The 14,836-nt window shown below is 70.7% G+C and carries 12 protein-coding genes; 2 read left to right on the top strand and 10 right to left on the bottom strand.

Annotation, left to right across the window (positions count from 1 at the left end; translation table 11 throughout):
- Positions 1 to 10 precede the first annotated feature (10 nt).
- The 10 genes from C1N80_RS04290 to chvE form a co-directional block, all read right to left on the bottom strand.
- Positions 11 to 949: a carbohydrate ABC transporter permease gene (locus C1N80_RS04290; protein WP_137769647.1), complete on the bottom strand. Its 939-nt coding sequence runs from the start codon at positions 947 to 949 to the stop codon at positions 11 to 13.
- Positions 946 to 1,911, bottom strand: a complete 966-nt coding sequence (locus C1N80_RS04285; RefSeq protein WP_137769646.1) for a carbohydrate ABC transporter permease — start codon at positions 1,909 to 1,911, stop codon at positions 946 to 948. The genes C1N80_RS04290 and C1N80_RS04285 overlap by 4 nt, the downstream gene beginning before the upstream one ends.
- Positions 1,912 to 1,936: 25 nt before the next feature.
- On the bottom strand, positions 1,937 to 3,238 hold the full coding sequence (locus C1N80_RS04280) for an extracellular solute-binding protein (RefSeq protein WP_168198016.1): 1,302 nt from the start codon (positions 3,236 to 3,238) through the stop codon (positions 1,937 to 1,939).
- A 263-nt stretch (positions 3,239 to 3,501) separates the two neighbouring features.
- The gene (locus C1N80_RS04275; protein WP_137769644.1) at positions 3,502 to 4,437 is read right to left on the bottom strand and encodes a glycoside hydrolase family 43 protein; all 936 of its coding nucleotides are present in this window, start codon (positions 4,435 to 4,437) and stop codon (positions 3,502 to 3,504) included.
- The gene (locus C1N80_RS04270) at positions 4,434 to 5,288 is read right to left on the bottom strand and encodes a carbohydrate ABC transporter permease (protein WP_240811230.1); all 855 of its coding nucleotides are present in this window, start codon (positions 5,286 to 5,288) and stop codon (positions 4,434 to 4,436) included. The genes C1N80_RS04275 and C1N80_RS04270 overlap by 4 nt, the downstream gene beginning before the upstream one ends.
- Complete coding sequence (locus tag C1N80_RS04265) at positions 5,285 to 6,280, bottom strand: sugar ABC transporter permease (RefSeq protein WP_240811229.1); 996 nt, start codon at positions 6,278 to 6,280, stop codon at positions 5,285 to 5,287. Before C1N80_RS04265 ends, C1N80_RS04270 begins: the two co-directional genes overlap by 4 nt.
- Positions 6,277 to 7,539, bottom strand: a complete 1,263-nt coding sequence (locus tag C1N80_RS04260; RefSeq protein WP_168198015.1) for an ABC transporter substrate-binding protein — start codon at positions 7,537 to 7,539, stop codon at positions 6,277 to 6,279. The genes C1N80_RS04265 and C1N80_RS04260 overlap by 4 nt, the downstream gene beginning before the upstream one ends.
- 227 nt (positions 7,540 to 7,766) lie before the next feature.
- On the bottom strand, positions 7,767 to 8,948 hold the full coding sequence (gene mmsB / locus C1N80_RS04255) for a multiple monosaccharide ABC transporter permease (RefSeq protein WP_137769642.1): 1,182 nt from the start codon (positions 8,946 to 8,948) through the stop codon (positions 7,767 to 7,769).
- A gap of 9 nt (positions 8,949 to 8,957) precedes the next feature.
- A complete protein-coding gene (gene mmsA, locus C1N80_RS04250; protein ID WP_137769641.1) occupies positions 8,958 to 10,499 on the bottom strand; it encodes a multiple monosaccharide ABC transporter ATP-binding protein in 1,542 nt (513 codons plus the stop codon).
- A gap of 71 nt (positions 10,500 to 10,570) precedes the next feature.
- Positions 10,571 to 11,722: a multiple monosaccharide ABC transporter substrate-binding protein gene (gene chvE, locus C1N80_RS04245; protein WP_137769640.1), complete on the bottom strand. Its 1,152-nt coding sequence runs from the start codon at positions 11,720 to 11,722 to the stop codon at positions 10,571 to 10,573.
- A gap of 287 nt (positions 11,723 to 12,009) precedes the next feature.
- On the opposite strand from chvE, the gene C1N80_RS04240 reads away from it, so the two are divergent.
- Entirely contained in the window at positions 12,010 to 13,032 is a 1,023-nt protein-coding gene (locus C1N80_RS04240; protein ID WP_137769639.1) for a LacI family DNA-binding transcriptional regulator, read from the top strand.
- A gap of 98 nt (positions 13,033 to 13,130) precedes the next feature.
- Complete coding sequence (locus tag C1N80_RS04235) at positions 13,131 to 14,765, top strand: xylulokinase (protein WP_137769638.1); 1,635 nt, start codon at positions 13,131 to 13,133, stop codon at positions 14,763 to 14,765.
- The last annotated feature ends 71 nt before the right edge of the window (positions 14,766 to 14,836 follow it).

The raw sequence follows: 14,836 nt of genomic DNA, 5'->3' as shown, positions 1-14,836 counted from the left end.
GGACCGGGGATCAGGTGCCGGCGATGCCGGTCGTCGAGATGCCCTTGATGATCTGACGCTGGAAGAACAGGAACACGATGATCAGCGGCAGCGCCGCGAGCATCGCCTGGGCCATGTTCTGCGCGTACTGGATGCCGTAGGCGCTGATGACCGTCTGCAGGCCCGTCGGCAGGGTCATGAGGTCTGCGTCGTTGACGACGATGAACGGCCACAGGAAGTTGTTCCAGGCGCCGATGAACACGAAGATCGAGACGGCGCCGAGGATCGGCCGCGACAGCGGGAGCACGATGCTCCACAGGATCCGCAGGCGGCTCGCGCCGTCCATGAGGGCGGCTTCCTCGAGCTCGCGCGGGATCTGGTCGAAGAACTTCATGAGGATGAAGACCATCGGCGCCGCGACCACCTGCGGGAGGATGATCCCCCAGTAGGTGTCCACGAGGTTCAGCCCGAGCATGAGCTGGAACAGCGGGACGATGAGGATCTGCCCCGGGATCATGATCGAGGCGAGGATCAGCGCGACGATCGCCTTGCGGCCCACGAACTCCATGCGGGAGAGCGCGTAGCCGGCGAGCGCCGAGATCACGACCGTGATGAACGTGATCGCGGTGGAGGTCAGAAGGCTGTTCCACGCCCACCGCGGCACCTGGCCGGAGGTCAGCGTGGTGATGTACGCGTCGAGCGTGAAGCCGCTCTCCGGCACGATCGTCACCGGCAGCGCGGCCGCCTCGGCCTCCGTCTTGAAGGAGGTCAGCGCCGCCCACAGGACCGGCACGAGCCACGCCAGGGCGAGGACCAGCAGGATCACGAAGGCGACCACGCGGGCGGGGTCGGTGCGGCGCCGTCGTCGGCCGGCGGCGGTGGTCGCCGCGGTGCGCTCGGCGGCGTCGGCGCGGCGCTTCCCGCGGGTCGCGGGGAGGGCGGGGCTGGTGGTGGGGTTCGCGGCGCTCATGCCTTCACGCTCCGTCGGGAGGAGATCACCATGTACGCGAGCGAGACGATGATGATCATGAAGAAGAAGATGTAGGAGATGGCGGAGGCGTAGCCCAGGCGGTAGCCCGTGAAGCCCACCTCGTAGATGTACAGCAGGACCGGGCGGGTATCGCCGCCGGGGCCGCCGGAGGTCATCTGGTAGATCTGGTCGAAGACCTTCAGCGAGGAGAGCAGCTGCAGCACGAGCACCAGCACGGTGGTCGGGGCGAGCTGCGGCACCGTGATCGAGCGGAACTTCCGCCAGCGGCCCGCGCCGTCGAGGCTCGCGGCCTCGTAGAGCTGGTCGGGGATGTTCTGCAGCGCGGCGAGGTAGAGCAGGAAGTTGAAGCCGATGGTCCACCACACGGTCGTGATGACCACGGAGATCATCGCGGTGCTCGGATCCTGCAGCCAGGCCGGGCCGGTGATCCCGAACCAGCCCAGCACCGTGTTCACGAGGCCCAGCTGCGGGTTGTACATCCAGTTCCAGAACTTCGAGACCACCGTCGAGGCGAGCAGGAACGGCAGGAAGAACGCGAGGCGCCAGAACCACTGCCCCGGCAGGCCCACGTTGACCAGGATCGCGAGCCCCATGGCGATGAGCACGAGCGGGATCGAGGAGAGCACGGTGAACACGGCGGTGTTGGCGAGCGACGTCCACACGTTCGCGTCGCCGAGCGCCTCGGTCCAGTTCGCGAGGCCCACGAAGCCGGTCTTGGTGCCGGCGAGGCTCGTGCCCGTGAAGCTCATCCAGAGCCCGTAGATCGTGGGCCAGATGAGGAAGAGCCCGAAGGCGATGAGGAAGGGCAGGCAGTAGACCCAGCCCCGGATGTTCTCGGCGCGGCGGCGCCGGCGGCGCCCCTCGCTGATCGGGCCGCCCGTGAGGGCGGCGTTCGGGCGGGGGCTGGTGCGGGGGACGGTCACGCCGTCAGCGGTCGTCATCTCACGTCTCCTTCGACGAGGCGGATCACATCGGGCTCGGCTTGGCGAGCAGGTCGTTGATGCGGGCGACGAAGGCGTTCCAGCCCTCGAGCGGGGAGGTGCGGCGCGCCCACACGTTCTGCATGTCGTTGCCGAAGTAGGTGTGGAAGTCGCTGCCCGAGCCGGTGAACCAGGCGGGCGGGTCGTAGACGAGGTGGTCGATCGCGTCCGCGTAGTGCGACTGCGGGATCAGCTTCGCGTAGGCCGGGTCCTGCACGACCGGGGAGTACGCCGGGATGTGACCGGCGCCCGCCCAGGAGATCGAGTTCTTCAGGAGGTAGGCGACCATCTCGTGCACGGAGCGGCGCTTGGCCTCGTCCGGGCTGCTCTGGTGGGGCAGCACGAAGGAGTGGGAGTCGGCGTAGGCCGCGGGCTCGCCGAACACGCCGGGGATGACGGTCATGTCGAAGGGGACGCCCTCGTTGCGGTAGCTGCCGGACTCCCAGACGCCGCCGTAGAAGGCGCCGGTGCTGCCGGTCGCGAACTCGGAGATCGCGGTGCCGCCGTCGTTGCCGGGGTTGCCGACCTCGCCGTCGATGAGCGAGAGGATCCACTCCGCCGTCTGCACGACGAGCTCCTCCTGGTACTGCATGGTCCCGCCCTCGGGAAGCTCGATCGTGCCGCCGAGCTGCGTGTAGTAGGTCGAGAACATGCGCCACTGGTTGGAGCCGTCACCGAGGTAGCCCCAGGAGAGGCCGTAGCCGCTGGGGGACTTCGCGCCGAGCTCGAGGGCGAGCTCGCGGAAGTCCTCCGGGGTGTTCGTCGGCAGCAGCAGGCCGTCGCTGCCGAGCACGCCGGCGGCGTCCGCGATGTCGGTGTTGTAGTAGAGGACGAACGGGTGGGAGTCCAGGGCGATGCAGGTGAGCTTGTCGTCCACGACCATCTTGTCCCAGATGAGCTCGGGGAAGTCCTCCTTCTTCACCCCGAACTCGCCGAGCAGGTCGAGGTCCCACTCGTCGAGCAGGCCGCCGGGCGCGTAGCCGGGCACGCGCGCGGCGTGCATGACGGCGAGGTCCGGGGCGCGGCCGCCGGAGGAGGCCATGGCGAGCTTCGTGTAGTACGGCGCGCCCCAGGCGAGCACGGTCTGCTTGACGCCGGGGGCGCCGTCGGTCGCCGTGTAGCCGTCGACGAGCTCGGTCATGGTGACGCCGTCCGGCCCGGAGAGCAGGTGCCAGTAGGCGAGGTCGCCGACGCCCTGCGCGCCGGCGCTGCCGCAAGCGGCGAGGGAGCCGGTCGCGCCGAGGGCGCCCAGGCCGCCGAGGCCCTGGAGCATCGAGCGGCGGGTCATGCGAGGACGAGGTCCTCCTGCGGCCCTCCGTGGGGAGCCTTGGTTCATCGTGTCCACCTCTTCGTGGGGCGCCGTGGGGGAGCGAGCTGCTCCGCCCGGTCGACGCGGGGTGTCAGGTGCGGCGTGTCGAGCGGGGAGCCGCGCGCGGTCGTCGTGCACGGCGGTCCCTGCACCGCGTGCGAGAATCTACATCGTTGTAAAGTGACGGTCAACACCCGCGCGGATCTCCCGCACGGGCCAGCGGCGACCCCGCGGGCGGGCCGTCACCCGGCCGCGCCCGTCGGGGCGCCGACGGGCCCGCCCACGCGCAGCCCCGGACCCACCGGGTCCACCTCGAGCTCGCGCAGGTGCATGAAGCGCGCCGTGCCCGCCGCGTCCCACGCGTGGAACGCGATGACCGCGGCGCCGTCCGGCCCCACGGTGCACGAGTCGTGACCGGGGCCGATGAGCTCGGCGTCGGTCGCGAGGAGCACGTCCTCCCCCGCCGGGGGCACCGTCCACGGTCCCTCCGGCCCGGAGGCCCAGGCCCACGCGGTGCGATAGCCGGGGCCCTGCCACGACCCGCCCGAGAAGGTGAGCAGCAGCCGCTCCCCCGCGAGCACCGCATGCGGCCCCTCGAGCGTGTGCCAGTCCAGCACCTGCCCGTACATCTCGCGGTCGTGGGCGAAGACCTGCCAGTCCGCGTACGGGGCGAGCACCTCGCGCACGGGGCCGAGGGTCGTCGGCGTCAGCAGCTCCGCACCCGCGAGGTGCGTGCCGGGCCGCTCGTGGTCCAGCACGTCCCGCGCGAACCACAGCCACCAGCGGCCGTCGGGCAGGCGGCACGGGGAGGCGTCGATCGCGAAGCGCTCGTGCGGGGTGAGCACGAGGCCCTGGTCCCGGAACGGCCCCTGCGGGACCTCCGCCCGCGCCACCCGGATCAGGTGGCCGCGGTCGCCGTGGCCCACGGAGTAGTACATCCACCAGGCGCCGTCGCGCTCGCACACCTCCGGCGCCCAGTAGGACTCCCCCGCCTCCGGCGCGAGCGCCTCGAGGACGTTCCCGATCCCGCGCCAGGTGACGAGGTCCGTGCTGACGGCCGCGGGCACGGCGCGGCCGTCCTCGACGGGTCCGGTGCCGTAGGCGATCCAGCCGCCGGGCACGCGGACCACGTCGGGGTCGGCGAGCGGCACGTCCCAGGCGGGGACGGCCGCGCTCATCCCTTCAGCCCGGTGGCCGCGATGCCGGCCACGAGGAAGCGCTGCAGGATGAAGAACACCAGCAGCACCGGCAGCAGGCTGATCGTCGCGGCCATGAACAACCCGCCGTAGTCGAAGGTCTGCGCCGTGAGGAACGAGGACAGGTAGATCTGCACCGTCATCGCGCCCTGCCCGTTGCCCGCGACTACGAGCGGCCACAGGAACGCGTTCCACGAGCCGATCAGCCCGAGCACGGTGAGCGCGGAGGCGAAGGGCAGCGTGTTGGGGAAGACCACCGTGAAGAAGGTGCGGAAGAAGCCCGCGCCGTCGATGTACGCCGCCTCCTCCACCTCGCGCGGGAAGCCCAGGTAGAACTGCCGGAACAGGAATACGTTGAACGCGCTGAACAGGCCCGGGATGATGAGGCCGCGCAGGGTGCCGATCCAGCCCAGGCTCGCCACGATGATGAAGTTCGGGACGAAGGCCGTGGTCGCCGGCACCAGCAGCACGATGATCACCAGCATGAACATGGGCTTCGCGGCCCGGTGCGGGATCCGCGCGAGGGCGTACCCGGCGAGCGCCGCGATGAGGATCGACAGCGAGGTCGAGACCGCCGCCATGATCGCGGAGTTCCGCAGCGCCGCGAGGAACAGCGGATCGGCGAACAGCTCCGGGATCCGCTGCCACTGGGGGTGCGCGGGCCAGAGCGTGAACTCGCTCGTGTAGATCTCCTCGTTCGTGGACAGCGCCGTCTTCACCATCGCGTAGAACGGGATGAGGAAGACGAGCGCGAGCACCGAGGCGACCACGTAGCGCAGCACGAGGCCCGTGCTGCGGCGGCCGGAGCCGACGATGTGCATCTGGGCGGTCATCGTGAGCTCCTCCCGCCGCGGCGCAGCCGCAGGGCGAACCGCCGGCGGCCCTCGTCGTTGCTGCCGAAGCCCAGGAGGCCCGTCTGCAGCAGGCCGGCGACGACCATGATCGCGGTGAGCACGAGCGCGCCCGCCGAGCCGGTGCCGAAGTCCTGCTGGGACCCGAGCGCGATGTTGTAGAGGTACACGAGCGGGGGCCTCGTCTCGGGGTTGTTGCCGGTGAGGTTGTAGAACTCGTCGAAGGCCTGGAAGGCGGCGATGAGCAGGAGCAGCAGCACCGCCGCGAAGGTCGTGCGCAGCTGCGGGAGGGTGATGAGGCGGAACATCCGGAAGCCGCCGGGGCTCAGGCCGTCCACCGCGGCGGCCTCGTAGAGCTGCGAGGGGATCGCCTGCAGCCCCGCGAGGAACAGCAGCATGTAGAAGCCCACCTGCAGCCACAGGCGCACCGAGACCAGCACGATCCACCAGTACGGCGAGGCGGAGAGCCACTGCGAGATCGCGTCCAGGCCGAACGCGCCGAGGATCTGGTTGACGATCCCGGACTCGAGCCCGTTGAACAGCGACAGCCGCCACACCACGCAGGCCACGACGTAGCTGCACGCCGTGGGCAGGAAGAACACCGAGCGGTAGAAGGACTGGAAGCGCGGCAGCCCGTTGACGAGCACCGCGAGGCCCAGGGAGCAGACCATCGTCACCGGCACGATGAACAGCGCGAAGACGGTGAAGGTGCGCAGGGACTTCAGGAAGGCCGTGTCCACGAGGAAGTGGCGGAAGTTCGCGAGGCCCACGAAGTCCGTGGGCAGCACGGTGCCCTTCGCCTCGAACAGGCTCAGCGTGGCGCCCCAGATCAGGGGCACGATCGTGAAGACCACGAGGCCCACGAGGAAGGGCGTGAAGAACAGCCAGAAGGCGAGGCCGTTGCCCTTGATGCGCGTGGGGCCGGTGCGGTCCGGCGCGCGCCCGCGGGCGCGCGCCGGGGCCTGGACGCTCACGACGCCATCGCCTCGTTGCTCGCCTTCTCGGCCTTCGCGAGCTCCTCGGCGGGGTCGGCGCCGTTCTTGAGGATGTTCGAGACGGCGTCGAGGCGCGGGGTGTCCATGGCGCCCGTCCACTCGGGGGTGCCGGTCACGCCGATCTCCTTGGCCATGGTCGCGATCTCGAGACCGTTGCCGGTCTTGAGCGCCTCCGCCTGGTCCGCGGTCGCGGTGACCGGCGGGATGTGGAAGCCGTAGCTGAGCGACCAGTCCGTCTGGTGCTCGGTCTGGTCGATCCACAGCCACTTCACGAACTCCTTGGCCGCCTCGATGTTCTCCGAGTTGCCCGCGACCTGCGCGTTCCAGCCGCCCATGAAGGCGACCTCCTTGCCGCCGGAGCCGACGGCCGGATGCGGGAACACGCCGATGTCGTCGTGCGCGGCCTCGAGGGCCGGCAGCGCCCAGCAGCCGCCCCAGGTGATCGCGGAGAGACCGGAGGAGAAGGCCGCCGGGTCGGTCCAGTCCGAGGGGGCGCCGGTGAGGAGCACGCCGTCCTTCTGCATGGTGTGGATCGAGCCCAGGCCCTCGGCGTAGCCGGGGGTGTTGTAGGCGACGGCGTCCTTCGCCTCGTTCAGCGGAGAGCCGCCCGCGGCCCAGACCATCGCCCAGGCGTTCGCGTCGAAGTTGTTCCCGAGGAACAGGCCCTTCTGCTTGTCCGTGGTGAGCTCGGTGGCCGCGGCGACGAGGTCCTCCCAGGTCGTGGGGACCTCGATGCCGGCGGCCTCGAAGAGCGACTTGCGGTAGTAGAAGTGCTGCGGGTCCACGATCATCGGGACGCCCCAGATCTTGTCCCCGATGGTCACGGGGCCCAGCGAGGCCTCGTTGAAGGAGCCCTTGGCCGGCTCCATGATGTCGGTGAGGTCCACGTAGCGGCCCTGCTCGGCCTGGTCCACGGCGATGCCGTTGTTCTCGAAGACGTCGACCCCGCCGCCGGAGAGCAGGGCGGTGGAGAGCTTCGTGGCGTAGTCGCCGGTCACCCAGTTCACGGTGACCTTCGCGTCGGGGTAGTCCGCGGCGTAGGAGTTCGCGGCCTGCTGCGTGCCCTCCTCGCCGTACTGGTGGTACCACTGCGAGAGCGCCCCGCCCCCGCCGTCGCTGCCGCCGCCCCCGGTGAGGCCACCGGTGTTGCCGCCGCAGGCCGCGAGGCCCGCCGCCGCCATGGTCGCGCCGCCCAGGGCGAACGCGCTGCGTCGGGTGATCCGGTTCTTCGTGGACATGGCCATCTCCTTTGATGAGTTCCCACTGCCGCGACCCCGCGGCTGGGGCGAGTTTCTCACGTTGTCATCGCTTCTGCCGTCACGATCGGATCACGGTGCGTCGCGCCTGGTCACCGGCCACTCCGGCGCGTCATCCGCGCACGACGGAGCCCGCCCGTCGGCACCGGGGGTCCGATGCCGGCGAGCGGGCTCCGAGGGGACCGTGCGGGGAGTGCTCCCCGCACGGGTCACGCACCGCTCTGCGAGCGCTTCTTGTTCCAGACGTCGAAGGCCACGGCGATCAGCAGCACCACGCCGCGCACCACGGACTGCGTGGACTGGTCGATGCCCATGATCTGCATGCCGTTGGACATGACGGCCATGATCAGGCCGCCGATGATCGCGCCGTGGACCTTGCCCACGCCGCCCGTGACCGCCGCGCCGCCGATGAACGCGGCCGCGATCGCGTCGAGCTCGAACATGTTCCCCGCGCCCGGCTGGGCGCTGTTCGAGCGGGCCGAGTAGACGATGCCCGCGACCGCGGAGAGCAGGCCCATGTTGACGAACAGCCACATGTTCACCCGCCGCGTCTTCACGCCGGAGAGCTGCGCGGCCTGCAGGTTGCCGCCCATCGCGTAGATGTGCCGGCCGAAGATCGTGCGCTGGCTGACGAAGCCGTAGATGAGGATCAGCGCGGCGAGCAGGATCAGCACCACCGGCAGACCGCGCGAGTGCGCGAGCTGCCAGGCGAAGGCCATGACCACGAGCGCCACGGCCGCGGTCTTGATCCAGAAGAGGAACTGCGCCTCGACCTGCTGCTTGTACGTGAGCTTCGCGAGGCGGCCCCGGTACTGCTGGACCGCGTAGACGACGATCAGCGCGGCCGCGAGGAACAGGGTGAAGGCGTCGAAGCCGTTGCCGCCCAGCAGCCCGTTGAGGAAGCCGCCGGAGATGTACTGGTACTCGCGCGGGAACGGCGAGAGCGAGACGTTGCCGAGCACCTGCATCGTGAGGCCCCGGAAGATCAGCATGCCGGCGAGGGTGACGATGAACGCGGGGATGCCCACGAACGCGACCCAGAAGCCCTGCCACAGGCCCACGAGGGCGCCCGTGCCGAGCGCGGCGAGCACGCCCACCCACCAGGGCAGGCCGTTCCCGATCACGACGACGGCGGCGACGGCGCCCGTCAGCGCGACCACGGAGCCCACCGAGAGGTCGATGTGCCCGGCCACGATGATCAGCACCATGCCGATCGCGAGGATGAGGATGTAGGAGTACTGCAGCACGAGGTTCGTGAGGTTGCCCGGGCTCAGCAGCTGGCCGCCCGTGAGGATCGTGAACAGCACGATGATGAACACGAACGCGATGTAGATGCCGCTCGAGCGCATGTTGCGCGTCAGCAGCTCCCTGATGTCAGAAGTTCCGGCCATGAGGCGCGCTCACTCCCTCTCCATGGTCATGAGCTCCATGAGGCGCTCCTGGGTGGCGTCGCGGGCGGCGACCTCTCCGGTGATCCGGCCCGCGGACAAGGTGTAGATGCGATCGGCCAGGCCCATCACCTCGGGGAGCTCCGAGGAGATGACGAGGATGGCCTTCCCGGCGGCGGCGAGCTCGTTGATGATCGTGTAGATCTCGAACTTGGCGCCCACGTCGACGCCGCGCGTGGGCTCGTCGAGGATGAGGACGTCGGGCTCCGTGTAGAGCCACCTGCTCAGCACGACCTTCTGCTGGTTGCCGCCGGAGAGCTTGCCGACGGTGGCCATCACCGTCGGGGTCTTGATGTTGAGCGAGGAGCGGTAGCGCTCGGCGATCGCGATCTCCTCGTTGCCGTCGATCCAGCCGCCCCGGGTGACCTTGTCCAGGGCCGCCGCGGTGACGTTGGTGCGGATGTCCTGGATGAGGTTCAGCCCGTACTGCTTGCGGTCCTCGGAGACGTAGGCGATGCCGGCGTCGATCGCGTCGGCGACGCTGCGCAGGGCCACCTCCCTGCCGTGCACGAAGGCGCGGCCGGTGATGTCGCGGCCGTAGGAGCGGCCGAACACGCTCATGGCGAGCTCGGTGCGCCCGGCGCCCATGAGCCCCGCGATGCCCACGACCTCGCCGGCGCGCACGTGCAGCGAGGCGCCGTCGACGACCGTGCGGCCGGCCTGCGTGGGATGGCCGACGTGCCAGTCCTCGATCCGGAGGACCTCCTCGCCGATCTCCGCGGTGCGCTCGGGGTAGAGGTTCCCGATGTCGCGGCCCACCATGCCCTTGATGATGCGGGGGACGAGCGTGGAGCGCTGCTCGTCAGGGACGTGCATGTCGATGGTCTCGATGGTCGAGCCGTCGCGGATGACGGTCGTGGCGTCCGCGACCGCGGCGATCTCCCCGAGCTTGTGGGAGATGATGATGCTGGTGACGCCCTCGTCGCGGAGCCCGCGGATGAGACCGAGCAGGTGCTCGGAGTCGTCGTCGTTCAGGGCCGCGGTGGGCTCGTCGAGGATCAGCAGGCTCACGTTCTTCGTGAGCGCCTTCGCGATCTCGACGAGCTGCTGCTTGCCCACTCCGAGCTGGCCCACGGGGGTCACGGGCTTCTCGCGCAGGCCCACGCGCTCGAGCAGCTCCGCCGCGCGCGCGTTGGTCTCGTGCCAGCTGATGATGCCGCCCCGGGCCTGCTCGTTGCCGAGGAAGATGTTCTCCGCGATCGAGAGGTGGGGCACCAGGGCGAGCTCCTGGTGGATGATGACGATCCCCTCGGCCTCGGAGTCGTTGACGCCGGAGAAGCTGACGGGACGGCCGCGGTAGCGGATCTCGCCGTCGAAGCTGCCGGCCGGCTCGACGCCGGAGAGCACCTTCATGAGGGTGGACTTGCCGGCGCCGTTCTCGCCGCAGATGGCGTGGATCTCGCCTTCGTCGACGGTGAGGGAGACGTCCTTGAGGGCGACGACGCCGGGGAATCGTTTGGTGATGGACCGCATCTCGAGGATGTGCTCGGCCACGGGACCTCCTGGGGTCGGGGGTCCCGGCGCGGGGCGCGCCGGGACCCCGTCGGATATCGCGGGGCTGCGGCTCAGAGCTGGCCGGAGCTCACCTGCTCCTCGGTGTAGTAGCCGGAGTCGACGAGGATCTCCTTGTAGTTGCTCTCGAGCACCATCTGGACCTCGAGCAGGTACGAGGGCACGACCTTCACGCCGTTGTCGTAGGTCTCGGTGTCGTTGGCCTCGGGGTCCTCGCCCTTGAGGATGGACTCCGCGGCGACGATGGCCTGCTCGGCGAGCTGGCGGGTGTCCTTGAAGATCGTCGAGGACTGCACGCCGTCGGCGATGAGCTTGATCGAGGCGATCTCCGCGTCCTGGCCGGTGACGACGGGCAGGCCGTCCTCGAGGGTGGGGCCCAGGCCCGCGTTCTGCAGGGCGTTGATGATGCCGCGGGAGAGCGGATCAGCGGGGGCGAGCACGCCGGCCAGCTCCTGGCCGCCGTTGTAGTGCGTGGTCAGCAGGTTCTCCATGCGCTTCTGGGCGGTCTCCTGCTCCCAGCGCTGGGTGGCGGCCTGCTCGATGTCCATCTGCCCCGAGAGGACCGTGAGGGTCTTGTCGTCGAAGTAGGGCTGGAGGGTGTCGATCGCGCCCTTCCAGAACAGGTGGGCGTTGTTGTCGTCGAGGGAGCCGGCGAAGAGCTCGACGTTGAGCGGGCCCTTCGGGGCGTCGGCGGCCTTCTCGAACTTCTCGTCGAGCAGCCCCAGGCCGAACAGCAGCGCGTTGGCCTGGTTCACGCCCACCTTGTAGTTGTCGAAGGTGACGTAGAAGTCGACGTTCTCGCTGTCGGTGAGCAGGCGGTCGTAGGCGATGACCGGGATCCCGGCCGCGGCCGCGGCGTCGAGCTGCGAGGACAGCGAGGCGCCGTCGATCGAGGCGATGAGCAGGGCGCTCACGCCCTTGTTCACCATCTGGTCGATCTGCTGCTGCTGGGTGGGGATGTCGTCGTCGGCGTACTGCATGTCGACGGTGAACCCCTTCTCCTCGAGGCCCTTCTTGATGTTGTTGCCGTCGGCGACCCAGCGCTCGTAGGTCTGGGTGGGCATCGCGACGCCCACGGTCTGGTCGCTCGGGGCGGCGTCGGTGTCGGGGCCGCCGGAGCCGGCTCCGCTGCCGCCGCACGCGGCCAGTCCCAGGACGGCCGCCGCGGCCGTCGCCCCCACCAGGAAGTCTCTGCGGTTGTACATGGCTTCTCCTCGTTGATTCGCCGTGTGCTGCTGTCAGCAGGTCCGTCCCTCCGCCGCTGCGCGGTTGTTGCGCGGCGCCTGTGCCGGGGCGGGGAACGCCTGAATGCTAACGTTCACATCGACGCACGTGTCAAGAATCGCCGCCCCGGTCGGTCACGGGTCGGCAACGGTTCCTGGTGCCGACGACGGCGCCGCCACCGGGCACGGCTCGCTGTCCGCACAGGTCAGCGGTATCTTTGCGGGGTTCCCGCAGCCCGAGGATTCGCCCTGGACGAGGAGGACTCCCCATGAGCACTGCCCCGCGCCGCCCCTCGATGGGCGATGTCGCCGCACGCGCCGGCGTCTCCTACCAGACCGTCTCGCGGGTGCTCAACGAGCCCGGGATCGTCCGCCCGGACACCCGCGACCGCGTGCTCGCGGCGATCGCGGACCTGGGCTACGCGCGCAACCGGGCGGCGCGGGCGCTGAAGACCTCCCGCTCCTCGCTGATCGGCGTGCTGACCGACGGCTCCTCGCTGTTCGGCCCGGCGGAGACGACAACGGCCGTCGAGATCGCCGCCCGCGAGGCGGGCTACTCGGTGCTGCTGACCTCGATGCCGCCCGGGGGTCAGGGCGCGGACCAGGTCGGCGCGGAGCTGCTGGGGTCCGGGGTCGACGGCATCCTCGTCATCGCCGCCCACGCGGGGATGGACCCGGCGGTCGGGGCCGTCGCGCAGGCGGCGCCGGTGGTCGCGATCTCCGCGCAGACCTCGGCGGAGGCCGGCGTCGAGGTGGTCGGCATCGACCAGGGCCGCGGAGCCTGCGAGGTGGTCGCGCACCTGCGACGCACGGGGGTGCGCTCGGTGGTCCACCTCGCCGGGCCGCCCGACTGGTTCGACGCGCGGGCCCGCCGCTGCGGGTTCGAGGCGGCCGTCACCGCCGAGGGTCTGGACGCCGAGGTGCTGGGCTCGGAGGACTGGACCCCGCGCTCGGGCTACGAGCTCACGTTGCAGGTGCTGGAGCGCGGCCGGCCGGAGGCGATCTTCGCGGCGAACGACATGATGGCGATCGGGGTGCTCCACGCCCTGCACGAGCGGGGTCTCCGCATCCCCGAGGACGTGGCCGTGGTGGGCTTCGACAACACGCTCGGCGCGGAGTTCCTGCTCCCCTCTCTCACCACGGTCGCCCAGCCCTTCGCCGAGGTCGGGCGCGCCGCGCTGGGCCACCTGGTGGAGCTGATGGACGGGGCGACCGAGGCCGCGGAGACCCCGCGGGCGCTGCCGCCGCGGCTCGTGGTGCGTCGCTCCACGCGGCCCGAGCGCACGCACTGAGCACCGTCGTCGGGCACTCTCATCGGGCACCCGGGAGCACCATCGGGAATCCCGATGTGAACGTTGACATCACCGTGGCGGGATGATGGGATGACTCTATGACGCACGACGCCGTGACCTCTGCCGACCATGCCGCGCCGGCCGCCCTCATCGCCGACGGGCGCGCCCATCTCGGCATCGAGCTCGGCTCTACCCGCATCAAGGCCGCCCTCGTGGACGACGCCGGCACGGTCCTCGCCACCGGCTCCCACGCCTGGGAGAACGCCCTGGTCGAGGACAACTGGACCTACGCCCTCGAGGACGCCGAGGCCGGGCTGCAGGCCTGCTACGCGGACCTCGCCGAGGCGGTGCGCCGCGAGCACGGCACGGAGCTCACGCAGCTCGCCTCGATCGGCATCTCCGGCATGATGCACGGCTACCTGGCCCTCGACGCGGAGGGCGAGCAGCTCGTCCCCTTCCGCACCTGGCGCAACACCTACACCGAGGACGCCGCCTCGCTGCTCTCCTCCACGCTCGGGCTGAACATCCCCCTGCGCTGGAGCGTCTCCCACCTGCTGCACGCGGCGCTCGGCGACGAGGAGCACGTGGACCGCCTCGGCGCGATCACGACGCTCGCCGGCTGGGTGCACCGCCGCCTCACGGGCCGCCACGCGCTCGGCGTGGGCGACGCCTCCGGCATGTTCCCCATCGCCGCCGACGGCAGCGACTACGACGCGGACCTGCTCGAGAAGGCGCAGGCGCTCCCTGCCCTCTCCTCCCGTCCCTGGACCCTGCGCGATCTGCTCCCCGAGGTGCTCGGCGCGGGCGAGGAGGCGGGAGAGCTCACCGAGGAGGGCGCGCGGCTGCTCGACCCGAGCGGCACCCTGCGCCCCGGCGCCGTCGCCGCCCCGCCCGAGGGGGACGCCGGCACCGGCATGGTCGCCACGAACGCGGTGGGCCCGCGCACCGGCAACGTCAGCGCCGGCACGAGCGCCTTCGCGATGGTCGTGCTCGAGGGGCCGCTCTCCGGTCCCCGCGAGGAGATCGACCTGGTCACGACGCCCGCCGGGGACCCGGTCGCGATGATCCACACGAACAACTGCACGGGCGACCTCGACGCCTGGCTGGGCGTCTTCGCGCGCTTCGCGGAGCTCTCCGGCTCTCCGGTCCCCGCGGAGGAGCTCTACTCCACGCTGTTCCGCGCGGGCGCCGAGGGCGAGGCCGACGCGGGCGGCGTGCTGAGCTACAACTACCTCGCCGGCGAGCACCAGACCGGCGTGCCCTCGGGCCGCCCGCTGCTCGTGCGCGAGCAGTCCGCCCGCTTCACGCTCGAGAACCTCATGCGTGCCCAGCTGCACGGCGCCTTCGGGGCGCTCGCGGTGGGCATGCGCGCCCTGCTCGTGGACGAGGGCGTGCAGCTCGACGTCATGCACGCCCACGGCGGCATCTTCCGCACCGCGGGCGTGGCCCAGCAGGTCCTCGCCGACTCGATCGACACCCCCGTCGCGGTCGGCGCCTCCGCCGGCGAGGGCGGCGCCTGGGGCATGGCCCTGCTCGCCGCCTATGCCCGCCGCCGCCGACACGGCGACGGGGACCTCTCCCTCGCGGACTTCCTGGATCAGGAGGTCTTCGCCGGCGCGGACCAGAGCGTGCTCGAGCCCTCCCCCGAGGGCGTAGCCGGCTACGCCCGCTGGCTCGAGGCGTACACCGCCGCGCTGCCCGTCGAGCGGCTCGCCGGCGAGACGCTCGGCTAAACCTCCCCTCCCCCGACGGGCGCTCCGCGCGCCCGTCGGATCCCCCGCACGTCCTGCTACAACGTTGAAGG

The organism is Brachybacterium sp. SGAir0954 (genome assembly GCF_005490785.1).
Taxonomy (GTDB): domain Bacteria; phylum Actinomycetota; class Actinomycetes; order Actinomycetales; family Dermabacteraceae; genus Brachybacterium; species Brachybacterium rhamnosum.
The sequence above is the reverse complement of the archived record's forward strand: the minus strand, read 5'-3'. Positions and strand labels throughout refer to the sequence as shown.

What these genes read in the sequence shown, in the direction of transcription:
- C1N80_RS04290 (WP_137769647.1), bottom strand. Translation starts at nt 949, where the DNA reads ATGAGCGCCGCGAACCCCACCACCAGCCCCGCCCTCCCCGCGACCCGC.
- C1N80_RS04285 (WP_137769646.1), bottom strand. Translation starts at nt 1,911, where the DNA reads ATGACGACCGCTGACGGCGTGACCGTCCCCCGCACCAGCCCCCGCCCG.
- C1N80_RS04280 (WP_168198016.1), bottom strand. Translation starts at nt 3,238, where the DNA reads ATGACCCGCCGCTCGATGCTCCAGGGCCTCGGCGGCCTGGGCGCCCTC.
- C1N80_RS04275 (WP_137769644.1), bottom strand. Translation starts at nt 4,437, where the DNA reads ATGAGCGCGGCCGTCCCCGCCTGGGACGTGCCGCTCGCCGACCCCGAC.
- C1N80_RS04270 (WP_240811230.1), bottom strand. Translation starts at nt 5,288, where the DNA reads ATGACCGCCCAGATGCACATCGTCGGCTCCGGCCGCCGCAGCACGGGC.
- C1N80_RS04260 (WP_168198015.1), bottom strand. Translation starts at nt 7,539, where the DNA reads ATGTCCACGAAGAACCGGATCACCCGACGCAGCGCGTTCGCCCTGGGC.
- mmsB (WP_137769642.1), bottom strand. Translation starts at nt 8,948, where the DNA reads ATGGCCGGAACTTCTGACATCAGGGAGCTGCTGACGCGCAACATGCGC.
- chvE (WP_137769640.1), bottom strand. Translation starts at nt 11,722, where the DNA reads ATGTACAACCGCAGAGACTTCCTGGTGGGGGCGACGGCCGCGGCGGCC.
- C1N80_RS04240 (WP_137769639.1), top strand. Translation starts at nt 12,010, where the DNA reads ATGAGCACTGCCCCGCGCCGCCCCTCGATGGGCGATGTCGCCGCACGC.
- C1N80_RS04235 (WP_137769638.1), top strand. Translation starts at nt 13,131, where the DNA reads ATGACGCACGACGCCGTGACCTCTGCCGACCATGCCGCGCCGGCCGCC.